22 protein-coding genes are annotated in these 24000 nt (G+C 60.1%); 14 read left to right on the top strand and 8 right to left on the bottom strand.

The window, feature by feature from the left end; all coding sequences use genetic code 11:
- Positions 1-158: 158 nt before the first annotated feature.
- Together ABEH28_RS21365 and ABEH28_RS21360 are read right to left on the bottom strand one after the other, a co-directional pair.
- Positions 159-788, bottom strand: a complete 630-nt coding sequence (locus ABEH28_RS21365) for a response regulator transcription factor (RefSeq protein WP_122536572.1) — start codon at positions 786-788, stop codon at positions 159-161.
- The gene (locus tag ABEH28_RS21360; protein WP_346631028.1) at positions 785-2791 is read right to left on the bottom strand and encodes a transporter substrate-binding domain-containing protein; all 2007 of its coding nucleotides are present in this window, start codon (positions 2789-2791) and stop codon (positions 785-787) included. Before ABEH28_RS21360 ends, ABEH28_RS21365 begins: the two co-directional genes overlap by 4 nt.
- A 204-nt stretch (positions 2792-2995) precedes the next feature.
- On the opposite strand from ABEH28_RS21360, the gene ABEH28_RS21355 reads away from it, so the two are divergent.
- Positions 2996-3979: an alpha/beta hydrolase family protein gene (locus tag ABEH28_RS21355; RefSeq protein WP_192173098.1), complete on the top strand. Its 984-nt coding sequence runs from the start codon at positions 2996-2998 to the stop codon at positions 3977-3979.
- A 54-nt stretch (positions 3980-4033) separates the two neighbouring features.
- On the opposite strand, the gene ABEH28_RS21350 is transcribed toward ABEH28_RS21355, so the two are convergent.
- The 3 genes from ABEH28_RS21350 to ABEH28_RS21340 are packed head-to-tail and all read right to left on the bottom strand — an operon-like array spanning position 4034 to position 6578.
- A complete protein-coding gene (locus ABEH28_RS21350; RefSeq protein ID WP_346627143.1) occupies positions 4034-4807 on the bottom strand; it encodes a DnaJ domain-containing protein in 774 nt (257 codons plus the stop codon).
- On the bottom strand, positions 4808-5476 hold the full coding sequence (murU, locus tag ABEH28_RS21345; protein ID WP_346631013.1) for an N-acetylmuramate alpha-1-phosphate uridylyltransferase MurU: 669 nt from the start codon (positions 5474-5476) through the stop codon (positions 4808-4810).
- A gap of 58 nt (positions 5477-5534) precedes the next feature.
- Entirely contained in the window at positions 5535-6578 is a 1044-nt protein-coding gene (locus ABEH28_RS21340) for a phosphotransferase (RefSeq protein WP_346631012.1), read from the bottom strand.
- A 129-nt stretch (positions 6579-6707) separates the two neighbouring features.
- Here ABEH28_RS21340 and ABEH28_RS21335 point away from each other — a divergent pair, with 129 nt between their 5' ends.
- The 11 genes from ABEH28_RS21335 (at position 6708) to ABEH28_RS21285 (ending at position 20795) form a co-directional block, all read left to right on the top strand.
- The gene (locus ABEH28_RS21335; protein ID WP_192173102.1) at positions 6708-9491 is read left to right on the top strand and encodes an LPS-assembly protein LptD; all 2784 of its coding nucleotides are present in this window, start codon (positions 6708-6710) and stop codon (positions 9489-9491) included.
- Positions 9472-10794 carry a peptidylprolyl isomerase gene (locus tag ABEH28_RS21330; RefSeq protein WP_192173103.1) on the top strand — a complete coding sequence of 441 codons (1323 nt, stop codon included), beginning with the start codon at positions 9472-9474 and terminating at the stop codon, positions 10792-10794. Before ABEH28_RS21335 ends, ABEH28_RS21330 begins: the two co-directional genes overlap by 20 nt.
- The gene (gene pdxA / locus ABEH28_RS21325) at positions 10791-11780 is read left to right on the top strand and encodes a 4-hydroxythreonine-4-phosphate dehydrogenase PdxA (protein ID WP_346631011.1); all 990 of its coding nucleotides are present in this window, start codon (positions 10791-10793) and stop codon (positions 11778-11780) included. The genes ABEH28_RS21330 and pdxA overlap by 4 nt, the downstream gene beginning before the upstream one ends.
- Positions 11777-12583, top strand: a complete 807-nt coding sequence (rsmA, locus tag ABEH28_RS21320) for a 16S rRNA (adenine(1518)-N(6)/adenine(1519)-N(6))-dimethyltransferase RsmA (protein ID WP_192173105.1) — start codon at positions 11777-11779, stop codon at positions 12581-12583. The genes pdxA and rsmA overlap by 4 nt, the downstream gene beginning before the upstream one ends.
- A 117-nt stretch (positions 12584-12700) precedes the next feature.
- On the top strand, positions 12701-13081 hold the full coding sequence (gene apaG, locus ABEH28_RS21315; RefSeq protein WP_192173106.1) for a Co2+/Mg2+ efflux protein ApaG: 381 nt from the start codon (positions 12701-12703) through the stop codon (positions 13079-13081).
- Positions 13081-13962, top strand: coding sequence for a symmetrical bis(5'-nucleosyl)-tetraphosphatase (locus ABEH28_RS21310; RefSeq protein ID WP_346631010.1), 882 nt, complete (start codon positions 13081-13083; stop codon positions 13960-13962). The genes apaG and ABEH28_RS21310 overlap by 1 nt, the downstream gene beginning before the upstream one ends.
- A 55-nt stretch (positions 13963-14017) precedes the next feature.
- Positions 14018-14338, top strand: a complete 321-nt coding sequence (gene glpE / locus ABEH28_RS21305) for a thiosulfate sulfurtransferase GlpE (RefSeq protein ID WP_192173108.1) — start codon at positions 14018-14020, stop codon at positions 14336-14338.
- 287 nt (positions 14339-14625) lie between these two features.
- Entirely contained in the window at positions 14626-16548 is a 1923-nt protein-coding gene (locus ABEH28_RS21300) for a PrkA family serine protein kinase (protein WP_192173109.1), read from the top strand.
- A gap of 116 nt (positions 16549-16664) precedes the next feature.
- Positions 16665-17936: a YeaH/YhbH family protein gene (locus ABEH28_RS21295; RefSeq protein ID WP_074886967.1), complete on the top strand. Its 1272-nt coding sequence runs from the start codon at positions 16665-16667 to the stop codon at positions 17934-17936.
- The gene (locus ABEH28_RS21290) at positions 17933-19495 is read left to right on the top strand and encodes a SpoVR family protein (RefSeq protein ID WP_133775468.1); all 1563 of its coding nucleotides are present in this window, start codon (positions 17933-17935) and stop codon (positions 19493-19495) included. The genes ABEH28_RS21295 and ABEH28_RS21290 overlap by 4 nt, the downstream gene beginning before the upstream one ends.
- A 70-nt stretch (positions 19496-19565) precedes the next feature.
- Positions 19566-20795 carry a multifunctional CCA addition/repair protein gene (locus tag ABEH28_RS21285; protein ID WP_346631009.1) on the top strand — a complete coding sequence of 410 codons (1230 nt, stop codon included), beginning with the start codon at positions 19566-19568 and terminating at the stop codon, positions 20793-20795.
- A 36-nt stretch (positions 20796-20831) separates the two neighbouring features.
- Here ABEH28_RS21285 and folK read toward each other — a convergent pair whose 3' ends face one another.
- Entirely contained in the window at positions 20832-21359 is a 528-nt protein-coding gene (gene folK / locus ABEH28_RS21280) for a 2-amino-4-hydroxy-6-hydroxymethyldihydropteridine diphosphokinase (RefSeq protein ID WP_346631008.1), read from the bottom strand.
- Positions 21350-21703, bottom strand: a complete 354-nt coding sequence (gene folB, locus ABEH28_RS21275) for a dihydroneopterin aldolase (protein WP_346627151.1) — start codon at positions 21701-21703, stop codon at positions 21350-21352. Before folB ends, folK begins: the two co-directional genes overlap by 10 nt.
- A gap of 74 nt (positions 21704-21777) precedes the next feature.
- Here folB and plsY point away from each other — a divergent pair, with 74 nt between their 5' ends.
- Positions 21778-22347, top strand: a complete 570-nt coding sequence (plsY, locus tag ABEH28_RS21270; protein WP_074886952.1) for a glycerol-3-phosphate 1-O-acyltransferase PlsY — start codon at positions 21778-21780, stop codon at positions 22345-22347.
- A gap of 48 nt (positions 22348-22395) precedes the next feature.
- Here plsY and tsaD read toward each other — a convergent pair whose 3' ends face one another.
- A complete protein-coding gene (gene tsaD, locus ABEH28_RS21265) occupies positions 22396-23421 on the bottom strand; it encodes a tRNA (adenosine(37)-N6)-threonylcarbamoyltransferase complex transferase subunit TsaD (protein ID WP_346631007.1) in 1026 nt (341 codons plus the stop codon).
- Between the two features lie 196 nt (positions 23422-23617).
- Between tsaD and rpsU the strand changes: the two genes are divergently transcribed.
- Positions 23618-23833, top strand: a complete 216-nt coding sequence (rpsU, locus tag ABEH28_RS21260; protein ID WP_002551877.1) for a 30S ribosomal protein S21 — start codon at positions 23618-23620, stop codon at positions 23831-23833.
- The last annotated feature ends 167 nt before the right edge of the window (positions 23834-24000 follow it).

Genomic DNA, 24000 nt, shown 5'->3' with positions numbered 1-24000 from the left:
GCGGGGATAGGTATGTGGCCCGGAAGTTATTTATGGCTTGGTCTGGCGTCTTCGCGAGCAAGCTCACTCCTACAGGGGATCGCAATAACCTGTAGGAGTGAGCTTGCTCGCGATTGCGTTTTACGAAGTACCACAGGAAGTCGTTTTTAGACACGCATTCAAACCAACTTGTGCTCCATCGCATACTTCACCAGCTCGGCCAGCGAATTGATTTTCAGCTTCTGCATCAGGCGCGCCTTGTGGGTGCTGATGGTCTTGCTGCTCAGCGCCAGTTGCTGGGCGATGTCGTTGACGTTCGCGCCCTGGGCCAGGCGCTCGAACACCGAGAACTCGCGCTCGGACAACAATGAGTGCAACGGCCGGCTGTCCGTCAGACCGACCTCAAACACCATGCGATCGGCCAGGTCCGGGTCGATATAACGCCCGCCCGCAGCCACCCGCCGGATCGCCGTCAGCAGCAACGCAGGGTCGCTGTCCTTGGTCGCGTAGCCGGCGGCGCCGACCTTCAAGGCCCGCGCGGCCATTTGCGCTTCATCGTGCATCGACAGCACCAGAATCGCGGGCGGATTGTTCAGCGCGCGAATTCTCGGGATCGCCTCCAGGCCATTGACGCCCGGCATGGAAATATCCAGCAGCACGACCTCGCACGGGATGTGGCGCAAAGCCTCCAGCAACTGCTCGCCATTGCTGGCCTCTCCGACCACTTGCAGATCCTTCGCCAGGCCGATCAGCTGTTTGATGCCCTCGCGGACAATCGTGTGGTCTTCGGCAACCAATACGCGAATCAATGCACGTGCTCCTCAGCGACCGGATCCAGCGGAATGTGGATGCGCAAGGTTGTGCCTTCTCCGGGCAAGGTGTCCAGATGCAATTGCCCGCCCATGATCAGAACCCGCTCACGCATGCCCACCAGGCCGAACGACGCCGGACGTTCTGCGTGCTGATCGAAACCCTTGCCGTCGTCGGCGATGCGCATGCACAGCACGCCATCGCTCAGCGTCAGGCTCAGCTCGACCGTATGCGCTTCGGCATGGCGCATGACGTTGGTCAGCGACTCCTGAAGAATGCGAAACAGCCCGATGGCCGTTGCGTCCGGCAGGCTGGGCAAGTTGTCCGGCACCTGCACCAGGCACGGAATCTGGGTGCGTGCTTCGAAGCGCCGGGCCTGCCATTCAATGGCCGACGCAATGCCTGCATCGAGAATCGGTGGCCGCAGCGCGGTCGCCACGTCTCGCACCAACTGGAACAACTGCGCAATCAGGCGCTTCATGCTGTTCAACCGATCACGCAGGCCAGGGTCGAGATCGGCGTAGGCCAGTTCACACATGGACGTTTCCAGCTTGAGCACGGTCAGCATCTGACCCAGCTCGTCGTGAACTTCCCGGGCAATGCGGGCCTTTTCTTCTTCGCGCACGGTTTCCAGGTGCGCCGACAGCTCGCGCAACTGCTCGGCCAGCACCTGCAAGCGCGCCTCGCTCTCCTGCAGCGCGGCGAGGGACCGCCGCCGTTCGGTCACGTCGGTGATGAACACCACCAGGTACTCGGCGTCGCGAAAACGCAGGAAGCTCAGCGACACATCGGCAGGCAGGATGCTGCCATCGGCGCGCACGCAATTGCTTTCGTAGTTCTGCGGCCCTTCCTCGCTGGAGCGCGCGGTTTTCCACAGATTGAGCCAGCGATCCATGTTCAGCCCCGGCTCGAAATCAATCAGCGGCCGGTCCACCACTCCACCCGGCGCATAACCCAACATGGTTTCGGCGGCCTGATTGGCGTAGCGCACGTGGCTGTCCCAATTGACCCAGAGAATGCCGACGGTGCTCTGATCGATGGAGAACTGCGCCAGCCGCAATGCCTCCTCCCCTGCCAGACGCCTGGCGATGTCATCCCGGGCGGCGAGTAATTGTTTCTCCAGTTGCTGCTGTTGTTTGCGCTGCCAGTAAACAATCGCCGCGCTGGCGAGGAGCAGGACCAACAGCAGCAGCGCGATGTTCTTCCACAGCCCCGGCGATTCACTGATCTGCGGGTATTTGGGTTGAAGCCACTGCGTATGCAGTTGTTCGAGATCCCGGGCCGGAACGGCGCTCAATGCCTGGCTGATAATCTCGGCGAGCTGCGGCGTGTCACGTCGGGAGGCCACGCGCAGCAGCTGCGGGAAGCCAATGTCGCCAACCACGGCGAGCCCGGCAAACTCGGCTTCGCGGGACAGACGGCTGAGTTGCGCCTCATCGATCACGGCGTATCGCGCCTGCTGACTGAGCAAGAGCTGCAACGCCTGACGCTCCAGCGGCACGCCTTGCAGATTGAGGTGGGTGTAATTGCTGCGCAGGTAGTCAGCGGTGGCGCTGGGCATGCGCACAGCGACGCGCACCTGGCCGTCGAGCTTCTCCAGATCCACCGCGCCGGCGCCGTCACGTTCGCCAACGATCAGTTGCGGAACGCGCATGTACGGATCGGAATACAGCCACAGGCGCAAGCCGGCGGGCGTCTGGGTCAGGCCCGGCGCGAAGTCGATCTGGCCGTCGGCCAAGGCTTTTTCGAGCTCGCCCTGATCGGCATAACTGCGCCACAGCAGCTCCACCTGAAGGGTCTTCGCCATGAGATTAATGAGGTCGACGTTCGCGCCGGACAACTGCTGCGCACGACGATCGAGCTGGGCGTAAGGCGTTTGAAGGACGAGCCCCACGCGCAACTGCCCGCGCTGAGTCAACCAGTCACGCTGCTCGCGGCTCAAGGGGTCGGCCTGCGTGGGCGAGGCGACGGCGTAGTGCGACATTGGCAACACGATCAGCATCAGGCCGATCAAGAGCGCGCGGGTATCGCCGATAACCCGAAGGCACAGCGCACGGATTCTCAAACTGTCGTCTCCATTTCCCTGAATCCCATGCCGATCATGCTCTGTGTCTGTCGCTCGCTGAGACGCGGCGATTGCCTGGCCTGACAAACCGCCGTCAACCCATTAGTCTGCCGGAATTGTTTCTGGCCTTTGGAATATTCGATGTCCTACACCCTTCGCGCACTCTTTCCTGCGCTGTGCCTGACGCTGATACTACCTTGCTCGTCGCTCGTCATGGCTGCGGATCCGGCGCCGGACAAAGACGCCAAGCCTGCTGAAGCGCCAGTCGAGCGAGCGGCATTGCCGTCGCGCACTGAAGAAGACACCCTGGCGCTGGAGCGTCAGGTGCCACAAGCCGAGCAACAGCAGTTGCAGGCGGGCGACGAGACGTTTCTGGCGTTGTGGAAACCGGCGAATGTCGACGAGCCCAAAGGCGCGGTGATCATCGTGCCGGGGGCCGATGAGTCAGCAGACTGGCCGACTGCGGTGGCACCGTTGCGCCGCAAGTTGCCGGACGTCGGGTGGTCCAGCCTCAGTCTGAGCATGCCGGACGCTCACAATGACGGCGTATTCGCGCGCGCTGCGGATGCTCCGGCTGCGGCCTCTACGGGTGATAAACCCAAGGACGCGCCGGTCAAGGCACCGGATCCTGCAGCCACTGCTGAAGCGGAGGCCGCAGCGGCCGCCGAACAGGCAGCTGCCCAAGCCGAGATGGCCAAGGCCAGCGCCGAGAAAATCTTTACCCGGATCGACAGCGCCGTGACCTTCGCCCAGCAGAACAAAGCCCGGAGCATCGTCCTCCTCGGCCATGGCAGCGGCGCTTATTGGGCGGCGCGTTACATGAGCGAGCGGCCCTCGCCAGCCGTTCAACGCCTGGTCATGGTCACGGCCGTGGACACCGGCAAGGAAACGCCGTCGCTGATGGCGCTGCTGCCCACGCTGAAAGTCCCGACGGCCGACTTCGTCAACAAGGACCGTTCGGTGCCGCGTCAGCAGGCACAAGACCGCCTGGATGCCAGCAAACGAAACAAGAACGCCAGGTTCACCCAAGTGGCGTTGAGCGCCATTCCCGGCAATCCCGCGATGGAGCAAGATCAATTGTTTCGTCGCGTTCGGGGTTGGCTGGAGGGTGACGCCGCAAAGTAACCATTACCGCCTTCGACGCTGCCCGTGCTGTGGGCAGCATCCAGACCCAGAGCCTCAGCGAAATCCGCGCCGATCGCGAATGACCGCGTAGGCATGGTGCAGCTCGCGGGTTTTCTCGGTGGCATCACGAACCTGTATCTGATTGGCGCCACTGCCAGCGATCTTGTCCGGGTGATGGCGACTGAGCAATCGACGGTAGGCGCGCTTGATCTGCGCTGGTTCCGCATCCGCTTTCACGCCCAGCAAACGCAGCGCGTCCTGAAACTCGCCGCCACTGCTGGCGGGAGCACCCCGCGAACGCTGCTCGTCTTCGGTCGATGACAAGCCTTCGACTTTGCCCGCCGGCCAGCCCAGCCATTTGCCCCACTGCACAATCAATTCGCGCTCAGTGCGCGACGCCCTGCCATCCGCCCACGCCATGCGCCAACAGGCACGCAACAAACCCTCCGCCGCATGGGGCTGGCTTTTCAGGCGCGTGAGGTGAACGCGCAAATTGTCGCGCCCGTCCTTGCCCCGATTGAACGCCTGAATCGCCCGACGCTGCGCCGCCTCGCTGAGGTCCAGTCGGCGCATTTCCACGCGCGCCTGCTGAATGTGCCCGTCGACCACACGGCCATCGCTCTTCGCCAGACGCCCCAGCAGAATGAAAATAAGCTCGTCGTCGCGCGGCACGGTGCGGCCATTGGCACGCTCGCGCATCTCCGCCCAGCTCCGGAAATGCAGCCGCCGATCAAGCGCCTGCCCCAGAAGCGCGCCGAGCATGGCGCCGGGAATACTGGCAATCAGATACCCGACGCCACCGCCGACCACCGTGAATGGCCACAGCATCTAGGGCTTCACCGCAAGCAACTGCTCGACTTCGGCCAGTCGTTCATGGGTACCGACATCCACCCAGCGGCCGGCAAAACGTTCGCCCGTCACCAGGCCTTTCGCCATGGCGTCACGCAACAGAGGCGCCAGCTTGAACGCGCCTTCGGTGCAGCCCGCGAAAAGTTGCGGATGCAGCACCGCGATACCGCTGTAGGTCAGGCGCGGCTGATCAGCATCTTTGTTAACTTGCCCGTCGACCAGCGCAAAATCCCCGCCGGGGTGATGCGGCGGGTTGTCCACCAGCACCAGATGGGCGAGCCCCTTGAGCGGCTTCATCAACACGCTGAAATCGAAATCGACCCAGATGTCTCCGTTGACCACCAGAAACGGCTCGTCGCCCAGAAGCGGCAGCGCACGAAAGATCCCGCCCCCCGTCTCCAGCGGTTCGCCCTCAGGGGAGTAGGAGATATTCAGACCCCACTGGTGACCGTCGCCCACATGATCTTCGATCTGCTGGCCCAACCACGCGTGGTTGATCACAACGCTCTCGAATCCGGCCGATTTGATTGCGCGCAGGTGATATTCAATCAGTGGAACACCGCCGGCTCGCACCAGCGGTTTGGGCGTGTGCAGGGTCAACGGGCGCAGGCGCTCGCCTTTACCCGCCGCCAGAATCATCGCTTTCATGCGGCCCTCATCAAGACAATCTTCACGTGCAGTCCCTCTTCAATTGCAGTCCATTCCGTTACACAACAGATGCTGGTTTTGCCTGTGTCGGTTTTGTATGGCCAAGGCTGGTCAGCAGATTACTCAGTTCAACCAGCTCCGGGCGTCGCGCCAACACCGCTTCTATATAAGAGAAGAAGCGCGGCACATCGGCGACGTAGCGTGGCTTGCCATCACGATGGCAGATGCGGGCGAAAATACCGATCACCTTCAAATGCCGCTGCACGCCCATCAAATCACTGGCACGCCGGAATTCATCGAATTCGCGCTGCACCGGGATGCCCGCCGTCGCAGCCTTGTTCCAGTACAGCTCGAGCCATGCCGCTACACGCTCCTCCGGCCAACTCAGGAAAGCATCCTTGAACAGGCAGGTGATGTCGTAGGTGACCGGGCCGTACACCGCGTCCTGAAAATCCAGCACGCCAGGGTTCGGTTCGCTGAGCATCAGGTTGCGCGGCATGTAATCGCGGTGCACCAGCACCTTCGGCTGGGCCAGCGCGCTTTCGATCAGCAGATCGCTGACTGCCTGCCAACTGGCCTGCTGGGCCTGGTCAAACTCCACGCCCAGATGACGCTTCACATACCACTCGGGAAACAGCTCCAGCTCGCGGCGCAGCAGTGCCACGTCGTAACTCGGCAACGGCGCGTCCATCGGCAGTTGCTGGTAGGCGAGCAGTGCGTCGATTGCGTCTATGAACAGCTGATCGGCGTTTGCCTCGTCGATGACATCCAGGTAGGTCTGACGACCCAGGTCATTCAACAAAAGAAAGCCCTGATTCAGGTCTTCGGCATAAATTTTCGGAACATTAATGCCCGACCCGCTCAATAAATGAGCGATATCCACGAAGGGTTTGCAGTTTTCCTGGGGCGGCGGCGCGTCCATGACAATAAAAGTTCGGCCCTCCCCCTCCCAGCGAAAGTAGCGACGGAAACTGGCGTCGCTACTGGCGGCAGTCAACGTGGCCGGGGGAATCGGGCCCCAGCCCTGGGCCTCAAATAAACGCGGAAGCTGCTCATCGAGCCAAACTTTCAGGTGTTGCAGGCGTACATCTTGATCTGGCATTGCAAGGGTCTCCGACGGCGCTAGCCGTCAAGCGGGTCATGCTTTATTATCCGACATCTTTTTCAGCCCATCGAGAGGCGTGCGGCCCCCCCGCGGGCAGATGGCGCGCAGGAAGCCCGGACTAATAAGATGGCATTGAAATCCCCCGCGTTTCGTAAAAAATTTCCGTTGCTCGTAACCGGCAGTTTGCTGGCGATGCAACCCCTGGCCGTCCCGTACGTGGTTGCCGCCGAACAGTATGACTGCTCGGTGTCTGCAACAGGTGCATGGGATTGCTCTCCGAAAACCAACGCAGCCCAGTTGCCTCCGCGCCCCGTGCACGACGCCAACAGTGTTTCGTCCAACAGCAGCACGGCAGATGGCGCTCAGACGACCACCACCTCCGATGGCGAAGTCGTGCCCAAAACGATGCTGGTCACCGAGGCCAAGGGCCGTGGCCTGAAATCGCGCAGCGCCGATTACAGCCACCTTGACTGGGTTCCGCGCGAGAAGCTGACCGCAGCCCAACTGGCCGAGACCGGTCCGTATTGCTCGGGCGCCTACATCGAACCCATCCGTCCGGGCATGGACGACAAGACGCCGAAGAGCGACGCACCGACCTTCATCGGCGCCAAGGCTTCGCGTTATCAGCAGGAAGAGCAGGTTGCGACTCTGGCCGGTGATGTTGTCCTGCGTCAGGGCAGCATGCAGGTCGAGGCTGACGAAGCCAGCCTGCATCAGGCCGAGAACCGTGGCGAGCTGAACGGCGATGTCCGTCTGCGCGACAACGGCGCCCTGATCGTCGGTGATCACGCTGAAGTCCAGCTCGACACCGGCGAAGCCAAAGTCGACAACGCCGAATACGTGCTGCACAAAAACAACGTTCGCGGTAACGCCCTGTACGCTCGTCGTGCCGAGAACGCGATCATCCGCTTGAAGGACGGCACGTACACCACGTGCGAACCGAACAGCAACGCGTGGACCGTTAAGGGCAACAACATCACCCTGAATCCGGCCACCGGTTTCGGTACTGCCACCAACGCCACACTGCGCGTTCATGACATTCCGATCCTTTACACGCCTTACATTTATTTCCCGATCGACGACCGTCGCCAGTCCGGCTTCCTGCCACCGACCATCGGCACGGACAGCGACACCGGCTTCTCGTTGCTCACTCCGTACTACTTCAACCTGGCGCCGAACTACGACGCCACGTTGTACCCGACCTACATGGCCAAGCGCGGCATGTTGCTGGAAGGCGAGTTCCGTTACCTGACCAAGAGCAGTGAAGGTCAGTTCGGTGCGGCTTACCTGAACGACGACAACGACGATCGCAAAAATCAGTCGGACTACAAAGACACCCGCTGGTTGATCAACTGGCAGGATCGAAGTGGTCTGGATTCGCGTCTGACCAGCAAGATCGACTACACCAAAGTCAGCGATCCTTACTACTTCAAGGACCTGAAAAGCGGTCAGGAAGGCGTCAGCACCCACGACTACCTGAACCAGCAGGGCGCGGTCTACTATCGTGGTGATAACTACACCGCGACGCTGAACGCTCAGCAGTATCAGCTGACCACCGTGACCCAGATCACGCCTTATGGCCGCCTGCCTCAGCTCACGCTGAATGGTTCGCTGCCGTTCCAGCCTGCAGGCTTCAAGTTCGATTACGAGACTGAGCTGGTTCGCTTTGATCGTGATTTGAGAACCGGTGGCTACACCAACGAAGACGACGTGACCTCGCCGCGTCTGGACACCAACGTCCGGGGGCTTGCTCGTGCGAACGGCGATCGTCTGAACTTGGCGCCGTCCATCAGCCTGCCGCTGACTGCCAGCTACGGTTTTGTAACGCCCAAGCTCAAGTACGTTTACACCCAGTACGATCTGGACCTGGACTCGCAGGGCAAGAGCACGTTGCTGGCGGATGAGACTTATCACAGCAGCGAAAACCGCAGCGTGCCAATTTTCAGCGTCGACAGCGGCCTGTATTTCGATCGCAACACCAACTGGTTCGGGAAAAACTACCGCCAGACGCTGGAGCCTCGTGCGTACTACCTCTACGTGCCAGAGAAAGATCAAACCGATATCCCGATTTTCGACTCGGGTGAAACCACGTTCAACTACGCCTCGCTGTTCCGCGACAACCGCTTCGTCGGCTCCGACCGTATCGGTGACGAGAACAAGCTGTCGCTGGGCGTAACCAACCGCTGGATCGAAGACAACGGTTTCGAGCGTCAGCGTGTCAGCATTGGTCAGGCGGTGTATTTCGCCGACCGTAAGGTGCAACTGCCAGGCATTGCCTACGAAGACCGCAAGGACGCCCAGTCCGACGTGTCGCCTTACGCACTGGAATACGAATATCGCTTCAACCGCGACTGGCGGGCGACGTCGGACTTCAACTGGGACCCGGACAGCCGCAGCACTCGCTCCGGCAGCGCAATGGTTCACTACCAGCCTGAAGACGAGCCGGGCAAGATCATCAACGCCGGCTACCGCTATCGCAACGACCAGGTTCGTTACGACCAGACTACAGGTCGCTGGAGCGTAGGTGGGGGTGACTACACCTATCCGGATGGCACCGTCATCAAGGACTACTACAAGATTCAGCAACATGACTTCTCGGTCATCTGGCCTGTGGTTCCGCAGTGGAGCGCCATCGCTCGCTGGCAGTACGACTACAACCGTGACCGTACCCTCGAAGCCTTTGGTGGTTTTGAATATGACAACTGCTGCTGGAAGCTGCGTCTGATCAACCGGTACTGGGTCGACTATGACGAGTCCACCCAAGAGATACCGCAGAACGAAAAAGGCGACCGCGGCGTCTTCCTACAAATCGTGTTGAAGGGACTTGGCGGCGTCGTTGGCCAAAAAGTTGAAAGCTTCCTCGACAAAGGCATCCAAGGTTATCGTGAACGTGAAGACCAAGCTTTCTGATTGTCTGCGCCCGCTGATGCTGGGCGCGCTGCTTATCGGTACTGTTGCGCACGCTGAAGTGCGCACCATCGACAAGGTAGTTGCCATCGTCGACAACGACGTGGTCATGCAAAGCCAGCTCGACCAGCGCACCCGTGAGGTTCAGCAAACCATCGCCAAGCGCGGGCAGGGTGTTCCGCCTGCCAGCGCGCTGGAGTCTCAGGTTCTGGATCGTCTGATCCTGGAAAACCTGCAGATCCAGATCGGCGAACGCTCCGGCATTCGCATCAGCGATGAAGAACTGAATCAGGCGGTTGCGACCATCGCTCAACGCAACAACATGAGCGTTGACCAGTTCAAGGCTGCGCTGACCCACGACGGGCTGTCCTACACCAGCGCACGTGAGCAGATCCGCCGGGAAATGATCATCAGCCGTGTGCGTCAGCGCCGGGTTGCCGAACGTATTCAGGTCTCGGAGCAGGAAGTGAAGAACTTCCTCGCTTCCGACCTGGGCAAGGCTCAGTTCTCCGAAGAATTCCACTTGGCCAACATCTTGATCCCGACGCCGGACAGCGCGACGTCGGATCAAATTCAGGCCGCTGCAGCCAAAGCCAAGGACCTCTACGGCAAGCTGCAACAGGGTGCGAACTTCGAGCAGATGGCGATCGCGTCCTCGGCCAGTGAAAGTGCTCTGGACGGTGGTGACATGGGCTGGCGTAAAGCCGCTCAGTTGCCGCCTCCGTTTGGTGACATGCTGTCGTCGATGCGTCCGGGTGAGGTCACCCCTCCTGCGCGTACACCGGGCGGCTTCATCATTCTCAAGCTGCTGGAAAAACGCGGCGGCGAGACTCAGACCCAGATGCGCGACGAAGTCCACGTTCGTCACATCCTGATCAAGCCAAGCGAAATCCGTAGCCCAGCCGAGACCAAGCTGCTGGCGCAACGGATCTACGACCGGATCCAGAATGGCGAAGACTTCGGCGAACTGGCGAAGAGCTTTTCCGAAGACCCGGGTTCGGCGCTTAACGGCGGCGACATGAACTGGGTTGACCCGCGTTCGCTGGTTCCGGAGTTCCGCGACGTCATGAACGAGACACCTCAGGGTGTCGTGTCCAAGCCGTTCGAGACTCAATTCGGCTGGCATGTTCTGGAAGTCCTCGGCCGTCGCTCGACTGACAGCACCAGTCAGGCCCGTGAGCAACAGGCGATGACTGTGCTGCGTAACCGCAAGTACGACGAAGAGCTGCAAACCTGGCTGCGTCAGATCCGTGATGAAGCCTACGTCGAGATCAAGCTCCCCGGAGCTGATCAGGCGGCCAAGTGAAACCCCAGCGTTTCGCCCTGACACCCGGCGAGCCGGCCGGCATCGGTCCCGACCTTTGCCTGCTGCTCGCCGCGCAGTCCCAGCCCCATCCCCTGATTGCCATTACCAGCTGCGACCTGCTCACCGAGCGGGCCGCCCGGCTGGGTGTGGCTGTCAGCTTGATCCCCGTCACACCCGCCGCCTGGCCTGACGTCCCGGCCCCCGCTGGCAGTCTGTATGTCTGGGACACCCCCGTTCAGGCGCCGGTCGTTGCCGGCCAGCTCGACAAAGCCAACGGCGGCTTCGTGCTCGAAACCCTGACCCGCGCCGGCCAGGGCTGCCTGGACGGCCACTTCGCCGGCATGATCACAGCGCCGGTGCACAAGGGCGTGATCAACGACAGTGGCATCGCGTTCTCCGGGCACACTGAATTTCTTGCGGAGCTGACCCACACCGAACAGGTGGTGATGATGCTGGCAACCGGTGATCTGCGGGTGGCGCTGGTGACCACTCACCTGCCCCTGCGTGACGTCGCCGACGCGATCACCGCTGAACGGCTGGAGCGCGTGACGCGCATCCTGCACGCGGATCTGGTCAACAAATTCGGTATCGCCCGCCCGCGGATTCTGGTCTGTGGCCTGAACCCCCATGCCGGCGAGAGCGGTCACCTGGGCCGCGAAGAAATCGACATCATTGAACCTACTCTGGCGCGTCTGCGCAGCGAGGGCCTGGATTTACATGGCCCGCTGCCTGCCGACACGCTCTTCACCCCCAAATATCTGGAGCACTGCGACGCAGTGCTGGCGATGTACCACGACCAGGGCCTGCCCGTGCTGAAGTACAAAGGCTTCGGCGCCGCCGTCAACATCACGCTGGGCCTGCCGATCATTCGCACCTCCGTCGATCACGGCACGGCGCTGGATCTGGCGGGCACCGGCAAGATTGACACCGGCAGCCTCAGGCTCGCTCTGGAAACCGCCTATCAGATGGCCGAGACCCATTCATGAACGAGCAATTCCAACACAAGGCGCGCAAGCGTTTTGGCCAGAACTTCCTGCACGATGCCGGTGTGATCGACAAGATCCTGCGCTCCATTCGGGCCAAGACCGAGGACCGCATGCTGGAAATCGGCCCGGGACAAGGCGCCCTGACCGAGGGCCTGCTGAACAGCGGCGCACAATTGGACGTCGTCGAGCTCGACAAAGACCTCGTGCCGATTCTCATGCATCAGTTCGGCAGCAAGCCGAATTTCAGTCTGCATCAGGGTGACGCACTGAAGTTCGACTTCACCAGCCTGAACGCCGCACCCAACAGCCTCCGTGTCGTTGGCAACCTGCCGTACAACATCTCCACGCCGCTGATTTTTCATCTGCTGCAGAACGCATACCTGATCCGCGACATGCACTTCATGCTGCAGAAAGAAGTGGTTGAGCGTCTGGCGGCAGGTCCTGGCGGCGGTGATTGGGGACGGCTGTCGATCATGGTTCAGTACCACTGCCGCGTGGAGCATCTGTTCAACGTCGGTCCCGGCGCGTTCAATCCGCCGCCTAAAGTCGATTCGGCCATCGTTCGTCTGGTGCCCCACGAAACCCTGCCGCACCCGGCCAAGGATCACCGCGTGCTTGAGCGCGTCGTCCGCGAGGCCTTCAACCAGCGCCGCAAGACCCTGCGCAATACGCTGAAAGCCCTGCTGACCAGCGAAGAAATCACCGAAGCCGGCGTCGATGGCAGCCTGCGTCCGGAGCAGCTGGATCTGGCGGCGTTTGTGCGACTGGCCGACAAGCTCAGCGAAAAGCCAGTCGCCGCCTGACCTTCTCGGGACATGTCCGGTCAAAGCCTCATCGGTCTTTATCCGTGACATGTCCTAGACTGATTTCCAACCGGACGACTTCCGGCTATTTCCGCTTTCGCTTCTAAGGCCTCTTGCATGTCTGATTCTCGTTACCAGGTCGACGTCAGCGTCGAGACCCGATTCCTAGCCGAACAGTCTCAGCCTGAGCAAAACCGCTTCGCCTTCGCCTACACCATCACCGTGCAGAACAACGGCGAGTTGCCAGCCAAGTTGCTGTCACGCCATTGGGTGATTACCGACGGCGACGGTCAGGTTGAAGAAGTGCGCGGCGACGGCGTTGTGGGACAGCAGCCGCTGATCCAGCCGGGACAAAGCCACACCTACACCAGCGGCACCGTGATGACCACCAAGGTGGGCAACATGCAGGGCACTTATCAAATGCTCGCCGAAGACGGCAAGCGCTTCGATGCTGTCATCGCTCCGTTCCGTCTGGCCGTCCCGGGGGCGCTTCACTGATGGCGGTCTACGCAGTCGGCGACCTGCAAGGCTGCCTTGAACCGCTGAAGTGCCTGCTCGAACGCGTTGCATTCGAGCCCGGCAAAGACACGCTCTGGCTGGTCGGCGACCTCGTCAACCGAGGTCCACAGTCACTGGAAACCCTGCGCTATCTCTACGCCATGCGCGACTCGATCGTCTGCGTGCTGGGCAATCACGACCTGCACCTGCTGGCGGCCGGCCGCAATATCGAGCGCTTGAAGAAAGGCGACACGCTGCGGGAGATTCTGGAAGCGCCAGACGCCGTCGTGCTGCTCGACTGGTTGCGCCAACAGAAGCTGATGCATTACGACGACGAACGCGACATCGCACTGGTGCACGCAGGGATTCCGCCGCAATGGACGCTGAAGAAAGCTCTGCGCTGCGCCGAAGAGGTGGAACAGGCATTGCGCGATGACAATCGCTTCGAGCCTTTTCTCGACGGCATGTACGGCAACGAGCCTGCCAAGTGGGACAAAGACCTCCAGGGCGTCACCCGGCTGCGGGTGATCACAAACTACTTCACGCGCATGCGTTTTTGCACCAGCGATGGCAAGCTCGACCTCAAGAGCAAAGAAGGCCTCGACAGTGCGCCGGCGGGTTACGCGCCGTGGTTCAAGCACAAGGAGCGCAAGACCAAAGGCGTCGGTATCATTTTTGGTCACTGGGCCGCACTTGAAGGCCGATGTGACGAGCCCGGGGTGTATGCGCTGGACACGGGTTGTGTCTGGGGCGGCGCCATGACGCTGCTCAACGTCGACACTCGCGCGCTGATCCGTTGCGACTGCGACGAGCGCGGCGACGCAAAGGTACCCGCCCCTGCGCTAACCCCCCTCAGCGAGCCAATTCCGCTGCAGCAGTAAAGATCTCACTACGTTCTCGACCGTTCGAGGACCCGACGGCCCAGGAGCCCGAGCCATGACTGACTTCAAACGCATTTCACCCGAACAAGTCCATGCCCTGCGCGAACAAGGCGCGGTACTGGTGGACGTACGTGACGCGCAGACCTACGCGTCCCAGCACATTCCGGATTCCCATCATCTCGATAATCACTCCATCGCCGACTTCATCCGTCAGGCCGATCTGGATAAACCGTTGGTCGTCCTCTGCTATCACGGCAACTCCAGTCAGAGCGCAGCGGCCTATCTTGTAGGTCAGGGCTTCTCCGAGGTCTACAGCATGGATGGCGGTTTCGAGTTGTGGAAAACCCAATTCCCTGCTGAAACCACGCAAGGCTGATCGAAAAATATTTTTGCTGGCCGCTATCCCGCGTCCTACGCGGGCTCGCGCCCTCATCTGACGAACGGGTATGCCCTGTTCATCTCCATCGCTTCTTTCTGTGCCCGAATCCGAACTACTCTTAGCCTCAGGCCATCCGAATCAGGGGAGAGCCGGTACACCGGCGCGTGGGTCATCGGTAGCTACTTTTATGGTGTTTGGGGGGTAATGGCAGCCGCGTGATCGGCTTCCATCCAGCATCAACTGACGATCCGCCGCCGGCTCCACGTATCGAGCGAGGTGACGTCATGAGTATTTTTAGCCACTTCCAACAACGCTTTGAATCGACACGGCAGGAAGAGCTCTCGCTACAGGAGTATCTCGAGCTCTGCAAAACCGATCGCAGCGCATACGCTTCCGCCGCAGAACGTCTGCTGATGGCCATCGGTGAGCCTGAGTTGTTCGACACGTCGACTAATTCCAGGCTGTCCAGAATCTTCTCCAACAAGGTCATTCGGCGCTATCCGGCGTTCGAGGATTTCCATGGCATGGAGGACTGCATCGAGCAAATCGTCTCGTACTTCCGCCACGCCGCCCAAGGCCTGGAAGAGAAGAAACAGATCCTTTACCTGCTCGGCCCGGTAGGCGGCGGCAAGTCGTCCCTGGCTGAAAAACTCAAAACGCTGGTCGAAAAAGTACCGTTCTACGCCATCAAAGGGTCCCCGGTTTTCGAATCCCCTTTGGGCCTGTTCAAACCCACCGAAGACGGGACGATCCTCGAAGAGGACTACGGCATCCCGCGCCGGTACCTGAACACCATCATGTCGCCATGGGCGACCAAACGACTGGCCGAATTCGGCGGCGACATCAGTCAGTTCAAAGTGGTGAAACTCTACCCTTCCATTCTCAACCAGATCGCCGTCGCCAAAACCGAGCCCGGTGACGAGAACAACCAGGACATCTCGGCGCTGGTGGGTAAGGTCGATATCCGCAAGCTCGAGGAATACCCACAGAACGACGCCGACGCTTACAGCTATTCGGGCGCGCTGTGCCGGGCCAACCAGGGCCTGATGGAATTCGTGGAAATGTTCAAGGCGCCGATCAAGGTGCTTCACCCATTGCTGACCGCCACCCAGGAAGGTAACTACAACAGTACCGAAGGCCTGGGCGCGATTCCGTTCACCGGTATTTTGCTGGCCCACTCCAACGAATCGGAATGGCACAGCTTCCGCAACAACAAGAACAACGAAGCCTTCATCGACCGGATTTACATCGTGAAGGTGCCGTACTGCCTGCGGGTCAGTGACGAGATCAAGATTTACGACAAGCTGCTGTTCAACAGCTCGCTGGCCAAAGCCCACTGCGCGCCGGACACGCTGAAAATGCTCGCGCAGTTCACCGTGCTGTCGCGGCTTAAAGAGCCGGACAACTCCAACATCTATTCCAAGATGAGGGTCTACGACGGCGAGAACCTCAAGGACACCGATCCAAAAGCCAAGTCGATTCAGGAATACCGCGACAGCGCCGGTGTCGACGAAGGCATGAACGGACTCTCGACCCGGTTCGCGTTCAAGATCTTGTCGAAGGTTTTCAACTTCGACCCCCATGAGATCGCCGCCAACCCGGTCCATTTGCTGTACGTGCTGGAGCAACAGATCGAGCAGGAGCAGTTCCAGGCCGAAACCCGCGAGCGGTATCTGCGCTTCATCAAGGAATACCTGGCGCCGCGCTACATCGAGTTCATCGGCAAGGAAATCCAGACTGCGTACCTCGAGTCCTACAGCGAGTACGGCCAAAACATTTTTGACCGCTACGTGCTGTACGCGGACTTCTGGATTCAGGATCAGGAATACCGTGATCCGGAGACCGGCGAGATCCTTAATCGCGTGGCGTTGAACGAGGAACTGGAGAAGATCGAAAAACCGGCTGGCATCAGTAACCCGAAAGACTTCCGCAACGAGATCGTCAACTTCGTGCTGCGAGCCCGCGCCAACAACAACGGCAAGAACCCGACCTGGCTGAGCTACGAGAAGCTGCGGGTGGTGATCGAGAAGAAAATGTTCTCGAACACCGAAGACCTGCTGCCTGTCATCAGTTTCAACGCCAAAGCCAGCAAAGAGGACCAGCAGAAGCACAACGACTTTGTCACACGAATGGTCGAGCGGGGCTACACCGATAAACAGGTAAGGCTTCTTTCCGAATGGTACCTACGGGTCCGGAAATCGCAGTAAGGCAGCTGCAAGCGTCAAGCCACAGGCTGCAGGAAGAAAGCGCGTCATCTGCTATCCGGATAACCGCCTCTACTCGCAGCTTGCGGCTCACAACTTGAAGCTCCCCGGAGGGGCCTATGAGCTATGTGATCGACCGACGTCTCAATGGGAAGAACAAGAGCACGGTGAATCGGCAGCGCTTTCTTCGCCGTTATCGTGACCACATCAAGAAGGCAGTTGAAGAAGCCGTCAGCCGGCGCTCCATTACCGATATGGAGCACGGCGAACAGATCAGTATTCCGGGGCGGGATATCGACGAACCGGTGTTGCACCATGGTCGCGGCGGCAAGCAAACGGTTGTTCATCCGGGTAACAAGGAGTTCACCACCGGTGAGCACATTGCACGCCCGCAAGGTGGCGGCGGTGGCAAAGGGCCTGGCAAGGCGGGCAACTCCGGCGAGGGCATGGATGAGTTCGTGTTCCAGATCACTCAGGAAGAATTTCTCGAATTCATGTTCGAGGACCTGGAGCTGCCCAATCTGGTCAAGCGCAACCTGAGCGGCACTGACACGTTCAAGACCGTTCGCGCGGGCATCAGTAACGAAGGCAACCCGTCACGCATCAACATCATCCGCACATTGCGCTCGGCACATGCGCGGCGTATCGCGCTGTCCGGCAGCAGCAGGGCCAAGCTGCGCCAAGTGCAGGCTGAGCTGGAACGCCTGAGGATCGAGGAGCCCGACAACTTCGGCGATATCCAGGAACTGGAAATCGAGGCCGCAAAACTTCAAGCGCGCATCCGTCGCGTCCCGTATCTGGACACCTTCGACCTCAAATACAACCTGCTGGTCAAACAGCCGAACCCCAGCTCCAAAGCCGTGATGTTCTGTCTGATGGACGTTTCCGGGTCGATGACCCAGGCCACCAAGGACATCGCCAAGCGCTTTTTCATCCTGCTGTATCTGTTCCTCAAGCGTAACTACGACAAGATCGAAGTCGTCTTCATCCGCCACCACACCAGTGCGCGGGAAGTCGACGAAGAGGAGTTTTTCTATTCACGGGAAACCGGCGGCACCATCGTTTCCAGCGCATTGAAGCTGATGCAGGAAATCATGGCGGAGCGCTACCCCACCAACGAATGGAATATCTACGCAGCCCAGGCCTCGGACGGCGACAACTGGAACGATGACTCGCCCATTTGCCGCGATATCCTGATCAAACAGATCATGCCGTTCGTGCAGTACTACACCTACGTCGAAATTACCCCGCGCGAGCATCAGGCGCTGTGGTTCGAATACGAGCGCATCGGCGAAGCCTTCGCCGACACGTTCGCCCAGCAGCAGCTGGTCTCTGCCGGTGATATCTATCCGGTGTTCCGTGAACTCTTCCAGCGCAGGTTAGTGACATGACCGCTAGAGAGCAGAAGCGCCAACCCCTCTCCACGGGTTCAGAGTGGACGTTCGAACTGATCCAGGCCTACGACCGGGAGATCAGCCGCATTGCCGAACGTTATGCGCTGGATACTTACCCCAACCAGATCGAGGTGATCACCGCCGAGCAGATGATGGACGCCTATGCGTCTGTCGGCATGCCCTTGGGTTATCACCATTGGTCCTACGGCAAGCACTTCCTCAGCACGGAAAAATCCTACTCGCGAGGCCAGATGGGTCTGGCCTACGAGATCGTCATCAACTCCGATCCGTGCATCGCCTATCTGATGGAAGAGAACACCATCTGCATGCAGGCGCTGGTCGTGGCCCACGCCTGCTATGGGCATAACAGCTTCTTCAAGGGCAATTACCTGTTCCGCACCTGGACCGACGCCAGTTCGATCATCGATTACCTCGTCTTCGCCAAGCAGTACATCATGCAGTGCGAAGAGCGCCACGGGATCGATGCGGTCGAGGATCTGCTGGATTCCTGCCACGCGCTGATGAACTACGGCGTCGATCGCTACAAGCGGCCCTATCCGATTTCGGCGGAGGAAGAACGCCGCCGCATGAAGGACCGGGAAGAGCACCTGCAGAAGCAGATCAACGATCTGTGGCGTACGATTCCGAAAAGTGCGAGCAAGAACGACAAAGAGGACTTCTCGCGCTTCCCCGCCGAGCCCCAGGAAAACATCCTTTACTTCATCGAAAAGCACGCCCCATTGCTGGAGCCCTGGCAGCGTGAAGTGGTGCGTATCGTGCGCAAGATCGCCCAGTATTTCTACCCGCAGCGTCAAACCCAAGTGATGAACGAGGGCTGGGCGACGTTCTGGCATTACACGCTGATGAACGATCTGTACGACGAGGGGCTGGTGACTGACGGTTTCATGCTCGAATTCCTGACCTCTCATACCAGTGTCGTCTACCAGCCGGGCTTCGACAGTCCCTACTACAGCGGTATCAATCCCTACACGCTGGGCTTTGCCATGTATCAGGACATCCGGCGGATGTGCGAGCACCCGACCGAGGAAGACCGCCACTGGTTTCCCGATCTGGCCGGCACCGACTGGCTGACCGCGGTGAAGTTTGCGATGAGCAGCTTCAAGGACGAGAGCTTCATCCTGCAGTACCTGTCGCCCAAGGTGATCCGTGACCTGAAGTTGTTCAGCATTCTGGACGATGATCAAAAGGACGATCTTCTCGTGCCCGCCATCCACGATGAAACCGGCTACAAGGTGATTCGTGAAACCCTCGCCGCGCAATACAACCTCGGCAACCGCGAACCCAACGTGCAGATCTACAGCATCGACCGCCGCGGCGACCGTTCCCTGACCCTGCGTCATCAACAGCACGACCGCAAACCCTTGGGCGATTCGACGGATGAGGTGCTGAAACACCTGCATCGGTTGTGGGGTTTTGATATCCATCTGGAAACGCTGCAAGGCGACCAGGTGATGAAAGTCCACCATGTGCCGCCGAGAAGCGAACACGCTGACAGTGAATATCCCCGGCTGGACCTGGCGGTCGTCCACTTATAAACCCTGAGCGTTTCCAGCCTCCGCGATCGCGACTTAAGGTTTATCCTGTCGCCCTCACGGAGGCTTTTTTATGCAGATTTATAAAGTTGGCGGCGCGGTACGCGATCGCCTGCTTGGCAAACCGGTCACTGACATTGACTGGGTAGTAGTGGGTGCGTCGACCGAAGAGATGCTGGTCAAGGGCTACCGCCCGGTGGGAACGGATTTTCCCGTTTTCCTGCATCCGCTGACCGGTGAGGAGTACGCACTGGCCCGCACCGAACGCAAGACCGGCAAAGGCTACGGCGGCTTTATTTTTCACGCCCACCCGGACGTCACGCTGGAGCAAGACCTGATCCGCCGCGACCTGACCATCAATGCCATTGCCGAAGACAAGAATGGACAACTTACTGATCCCTATCACGGTCAGCAGGACCTTGAAGCCCGAGTATTACGTCACGTTTCCCCCGCGTTCGCCGAAGATCCACTGCGCGTCCTGCGCGTGGCCCGATTTGCTGCGCGCTATGCTCCCGACGGTTTCACCATCGCCCCGGAAACCCTCGAACTGATGCGCCAACTGAGCGGTTCGGGTGAACTGGAAGCGCTGACACCGGAGCGCAGCTGGAAGGAAATTTCCCGCGCGCTAATGGAAAGGGAGCCGCAGGTGTTCATCGAAGTCCTGCGCGAATGCGGCGCCCTGAACGTGCTGATGCCAGAAGTCGACGCGCTGTTTGGCGTGCCTCAGCCGGAAGCCCATCACCCTGAAATCGATACCGGTGCGCACGTTCTCAGCGTGTTGCATCAGTCCGCCCTGCACCGCCAGCCACTAAGCGTTCGCTGGGCTTGCTTGCTGCACGACTTGGGCAAGGGCCTCACGCCGCAAGAGGACTGGCCGCGCCATATCGCCCATGAGCACAAGGGACTCAAAGCGATCAAGGCAATGAACCAGCGTTTCAAAGTGCCGAGGGACTGTCAGGAACTGGCGCTGCTGGTGGGCGAATATCACACCCATGGTCATCGCGCGTTGGAGCTGAAGCCTTCGACATTGCTGGATCTGCTGCAGAGCTTTGACGTGTATCGCCGCCCGCAGCGCTTCGAGGAGTTTATCGCTGCCTGCGAAATGGACGCCCGAGGCCGCAAGGGGCTTGAGCAGCGCACGTATCCGCAGGCCGAGTATCTGCGCGGCGCTGCCGAAGCGGCGCGGCAAGTGGCAGTGCAACCGCTGCTGGAGAAGGGTTTTCAGGGCCAGCAACTGGGCGAGGCGCTTAAGCGGGAGCGGCTGGATACTCTGAAGGTATACAAGGCGTCGTATCAGCTTTAAGCCGCTGGCTTGGCTGCGGCTCGGTCGGGCTGCCTGCTACATCGTAACCAGCAGGGTGGCCGGGGTGAGTTGCTCGCCGCGCCATTCAAAGGCAACCGGCCAGAGTTTCTGATCGATGTTCGCATCGGCCCAAAGCTGGGCAAATGACACGCCGGCCTCTGGATGCAGGCGTTGCGGCGCGATCAGTGACAGCGGCCACAGCACGAACGCGTTTTTGAGGATTTCGGCCCGAGGCAGAATCAGGCCGTCGAAGTTGCCGACCTTTTCGCCATACAGCAGGACGTCGATGTCCAGCGGCAGCCCCTTTCGATCAGGGGCATAACGCCCGTTATCGGCTTCGATGAATTTGAGGCGGCGGTCCAGTTCAGTCAGCGGCAGGTCGGTCAGCGCCGACACCACCAGATTGAAAAACGGCCCGCTCTTGATCCCCACCGGATGACTTTCGAACACGGGCGAGCAGGTCATGTCGGTCAGAAAGCCGGCAAGGGCGTCGAGGCCTGCGCACAGATGGCGCTCCCGCTCGATGTTGCTGCCCAGTCCCAGAAAAATCCGTGTCAGCGACATCCGCGCTCGATCTCCACCCCAACGCCCTTCGCCGCAGGCACGGCTCCCGGCTTGGTCAATTTGAGGTGCAGCCAGGGAATGTTGAACTCGCTCATCAGCACTTCGGCGAGTCGCTCGGCAAAGGTCTCGACCAGCTGGAATTGAGAGGCTTCGGCGAACGTCTGAATTCGTGCGGACACACTGGCGTAATCGAGCGCCTTGGTCAGGTCGTCGCCTGCGGCTGCAGGCCGATTGTCCCAGGCAAAACTCAGGTCCAGACGCAGGCACTGGCGAATGCCACGCTCCCAGTCGTACGCGCCGATGACGGTATCGACCTCCAGACCCTCAATGAAAACTCTGTCCAAGCCTGTTTCTCCGCTGCACGACAAGGGCGCGATGCGCCGTTAGAATCAAGGCAACCTCGCCCGGAATGGTTAGCATGTTTTGGTTACTGGCGGTCCTCGCCTACCTGCTCGGCTCGCTGTCCTTTGCCATCCTGATCAGCCGCATAACCGGTCGCCCGGACCCTCGCGCCAGCGGCTCGGGCAACGCCGGCGCCACCAACATGCTGCGCCTGGCCGGCAAGAAACTCGCGGTACTGACCCTGATTGGCGACGTCTGCAAAGGCATGATCCCGGTGCTGATCGCCAGAGGATTGGACCTCGACCCACGCCTGCAAGCCTGGATCGGACTGTGCGCAGTGCTGGGGCATCTGTTCCCGCTGTACTTCCGTTTTCGTGGCGGCAAGGGCGTGGCCACGGCCGCCGGCATGTTGCTGGCCTTGTATCCGCCAGCCGCCCTGCTCGCCATAGGCGCCTGGCTGCTGACGTTCTACCTCACTCGCACCAGCTCGTTGGCGTCCCTGATTGCCACGCCGCTCACCCTTCCGCTGCTTGCCTGGCAGGAACCCCACGCTTTGCTGCCGATGAGCGTATTGACGTTGCTCATCGTCTGGCGCCATCGGGGCAATCTACGCGACCTGTTTGCCGGGCGCGAACGGCATTTCTGACGCTGCCCCCTTTCACATCCCCAATCAGGCGCTCGAACCTATTTGCCCTCAAAGACCGGGCAACTGCTCCATCGGCCAGCGCGCCTGAACCGTAATGCTCAGACTTTCCCTCTGCCCCGCCTGCAAACGCTGGCAGCCGGCAAAGGCGATCATCGCGCCGTTGTCGGTGCAGAACTCAGGACGCGCGTAGTAGACATTGCCACCCAGGCCATCGAGCATCTGCCCAAGCGACAGGCGCAACGCCTTGTTCGCGCTCACGCCCCCGGCAATGACCAGACGTTTGAGCCCGGTCTGCTTCAGCGCGCGTTTGCACTTGATGGTCAAAGTGTCCACCACCGCCTGCTGGAAGGCCAGCGAGATGTCGCAACGGGTTTGCTCGCTGTCGTCCCCGGCGCTTTGGCACTGCTGCCACGTGTTCAGCGAAAAGGTTTTCAAGCCGCTGAAACTGAAATCCAGCCCGGGGCGGTCCGTCATCGGACGCGGAAAGACAAACCGCCCAGCCACACCGGATTGCGCCAGACGGGAAATCTCCGGACCACCGGGGTAGTTCAGCCCCATCATCTTTGCGGTTTTGTCGAAAGCTTCGCCGGCGGCGTCGTCCAGGGTCTCGCCCAGCAGTTCGTAAAGACCAATGCCATCGACGCGAACCAGCTGCGTATGGCCGCCGGAAACCAACAAAGCGACGAACGGAAACTCAGGCGAATTTTCCTCCAGCATCGGCGCCAGCAGATGCCCTTCCATGTGGTGAACACCCAGCGCCGGGATGTCCCACGCAAATGCCAGAGCCTGTGCGCACGAAGCCCCTACCAGCAGGGCCCCGACCAGTCCCGGGCCAGCGGTATAAGCGATGGCATCGATCTCGGTCACGGCGCAGTCCGCCTCGGCCAACACCTGACGAATCAAGGGCAGCATGCGTTTTACGTGGTCACGCGAGGCAAGCTCCGGGACCACGCCACCGTAGACGCGGTGCAGGTCGATCTGGCTGAATAATGCATCGGCAAGCAACCCGCGTTCGCTGTCGTACAGCGCGACACCGGTCTCATCGCAGGAAGTTTCCATTCCCAGTACTAGCATGGGGTACGCCTTGTGGAGGCTGAATTCGAAGGCGCGCATAATAGTCGCCGCTCATGCCTGCGACCAGTGCTTTTCGATCAGAGGCTTTGCATTCCGCGAAGCAAGGGGTTAACATCCGCAACCCTTAAAAACCGACGTACTTAGTGCAAGCGTTGCAGTAAGCGTTGACCCCGGTAATGAATGAAGGTAGCTCTGGATGCCAGCCGTCAAAGTTAAAGAGAACGAACCCTTCGACGTAGCTCTGCGTCGTTTCAAGCGCTCCTGCGAAAAAGCCGGTGTTCTGGCTGAAGTTCGTAGCCGCGAATTTTACGAGAAGCCGACTTCTGAGCGTAAGCGTAAAGCAGCAGCTGCTGTTAAGCGTCACGCCAAGAAAGTACAGCGCGAACAGCGCCGCGCCGTTCGTCTGTATTAATACAGACGTCTGACGCAAGCTTCTGCCTTGCCCGGCCTTCAAAGCCGGGCTGTCGGCAGTTGCAGTTTTAGCCTCAGGCAACACCGATCAAGCAACACAAGACAGAGGCTGTTGACGCCGCAGATGCGACCGAGACAAACCCCGTCGATTTCTTCCAGCCTGACTCA

The sequence above is a fragment of the Pseudomonas sp. Ps21-P2 genome, from assembly GCF_039672565.1.
Classification (GTDB): domain Bacteria; phylum Pseudomonadota; class Gammaproteobacteria; order Pseudomonadales; family Pseudomonadaceae; genus Aquipseudomonas.
This window is presented reverse-complemented; position numbering and strand designations above follow the sequence as displayed.

Coding starts and splice junctions, on each gene's coding strand:
- ABEH28_RS21360 (WP_346631028.1), bottom strand. CDS start 2,791: ATGCTGATCGTGTTGCCAATGTCGCACTACGCCGTCGCCTCGCCCACG.
- ABEH28_RS21355 (WP_192173098.1), top strand. CDS start 2,996: ATGTCCTACACCCTTCGCGCACTCTTTCCTGCGCTGTGCCTGACGCTG.
- ABEH28_RS21350 (WP_346627143.1), bottom strand. CDS start 4,807: ATGCTGTGGCCATTCACGGTGGTCGGCGGTGGCGTCGGGTATCTGATT.
- murU (WP_346631013.1), bottom strand. CDS start 5,476: ATGAAAGCGATGATTCTGGCGGCGGGTAAAGGCGAGCGCCTGCGCCCG.
- ABEH28_RS21340 (WP_346631012.1), bottom strand. CDS start 6,578: ATGCCAGATCAAGATGTACGCCTGCAACACCTGAAAGTTTGGCTCGAT.
- ABEH28_RS21335 (WP_192173102.1), top strand. CDS start 6,708: ATGGCATTGAAATCCCCCGCGTTTCGTAAAAAATTTCCGTTGCTCGTA.
- rsmA (WP_192173105.1), top strand. CDS start 11,777: ATGAACGAGCAATTCCAACACAAGGCGCGCAAGCGTTTTGGCCAGAAC.
- apaG (WP_192173106.1), top strand. CDS start 12,701: ATGTCTGATTCTCGTTACCAGGTCGACGTCAGCGTCGAGACCCGATTC.
- ABEH28_RS21310 (WP_346631010.1), top strand. CDS start 13,081: ATGGCGGTCTACGCAGTCGGCGACCTGCAAGGCTGCCTTGAACCGCTG.
- glpE (WP_192173108.1), top strand. CDS start 14,018: ATGACTGACTTCAAACGCATTTCACCCGAACAAGTCCATGCCCTGCGC.
- ABEH28_RS21300 (WP_192173109.1), top strand. CDS start 14,626: ATGAGTATTTTTAGCCACTTCCAACAACGCTTTGAATCGACACGGCAG.
- ABEH28_RS21295 (WP_074886967.1), top strand. CDS start 16,665: ATGAGCTATGTGATCGACCGACGTCTCAATGGGAAGAACAAGAGCACG.
- ABEH28_RS21290 (WP_133775468.1), top strand. CDS start 17,933: ATGACCGCTAGAGAGCAGAAGCGCCAACCCCTCTCCACGGGTTCAGAG.
- ABEH28_RS21285 (WP_346631009.1), top strand. CDS start 19,566: ATGCAGATTTATAAAGTTGGCGGCGCGGTACGCGATCGCCTGCTTGGC.
- folK (WP_346631008.1), bottom strand. CDS start 21,359: ATGTCGCTGACACGGATTTTTCTGGGACTGGGCAGCAACATCGAGCGG.
- plsY (WP_074886952.1), top strand. CDS start 21,778: ATGTTTTGGTTACTGGCGGTCCTCGCCTACCTGCTCGGCTCGCTGTCC.
- tsaD (WP_346631007.1), bottom strand. CDS start 23,421: ATGCTAGTACTGGGAATGGAAACTTCCTGCGATGAGACCGGTGTCGCG.
- rpsU (WP_002551877.1), top strand. CDS start 23,618: ATGCCAGCCGTCAAAGTTAAAGAGAACGAACCCTTCGACGTAGCTCTG.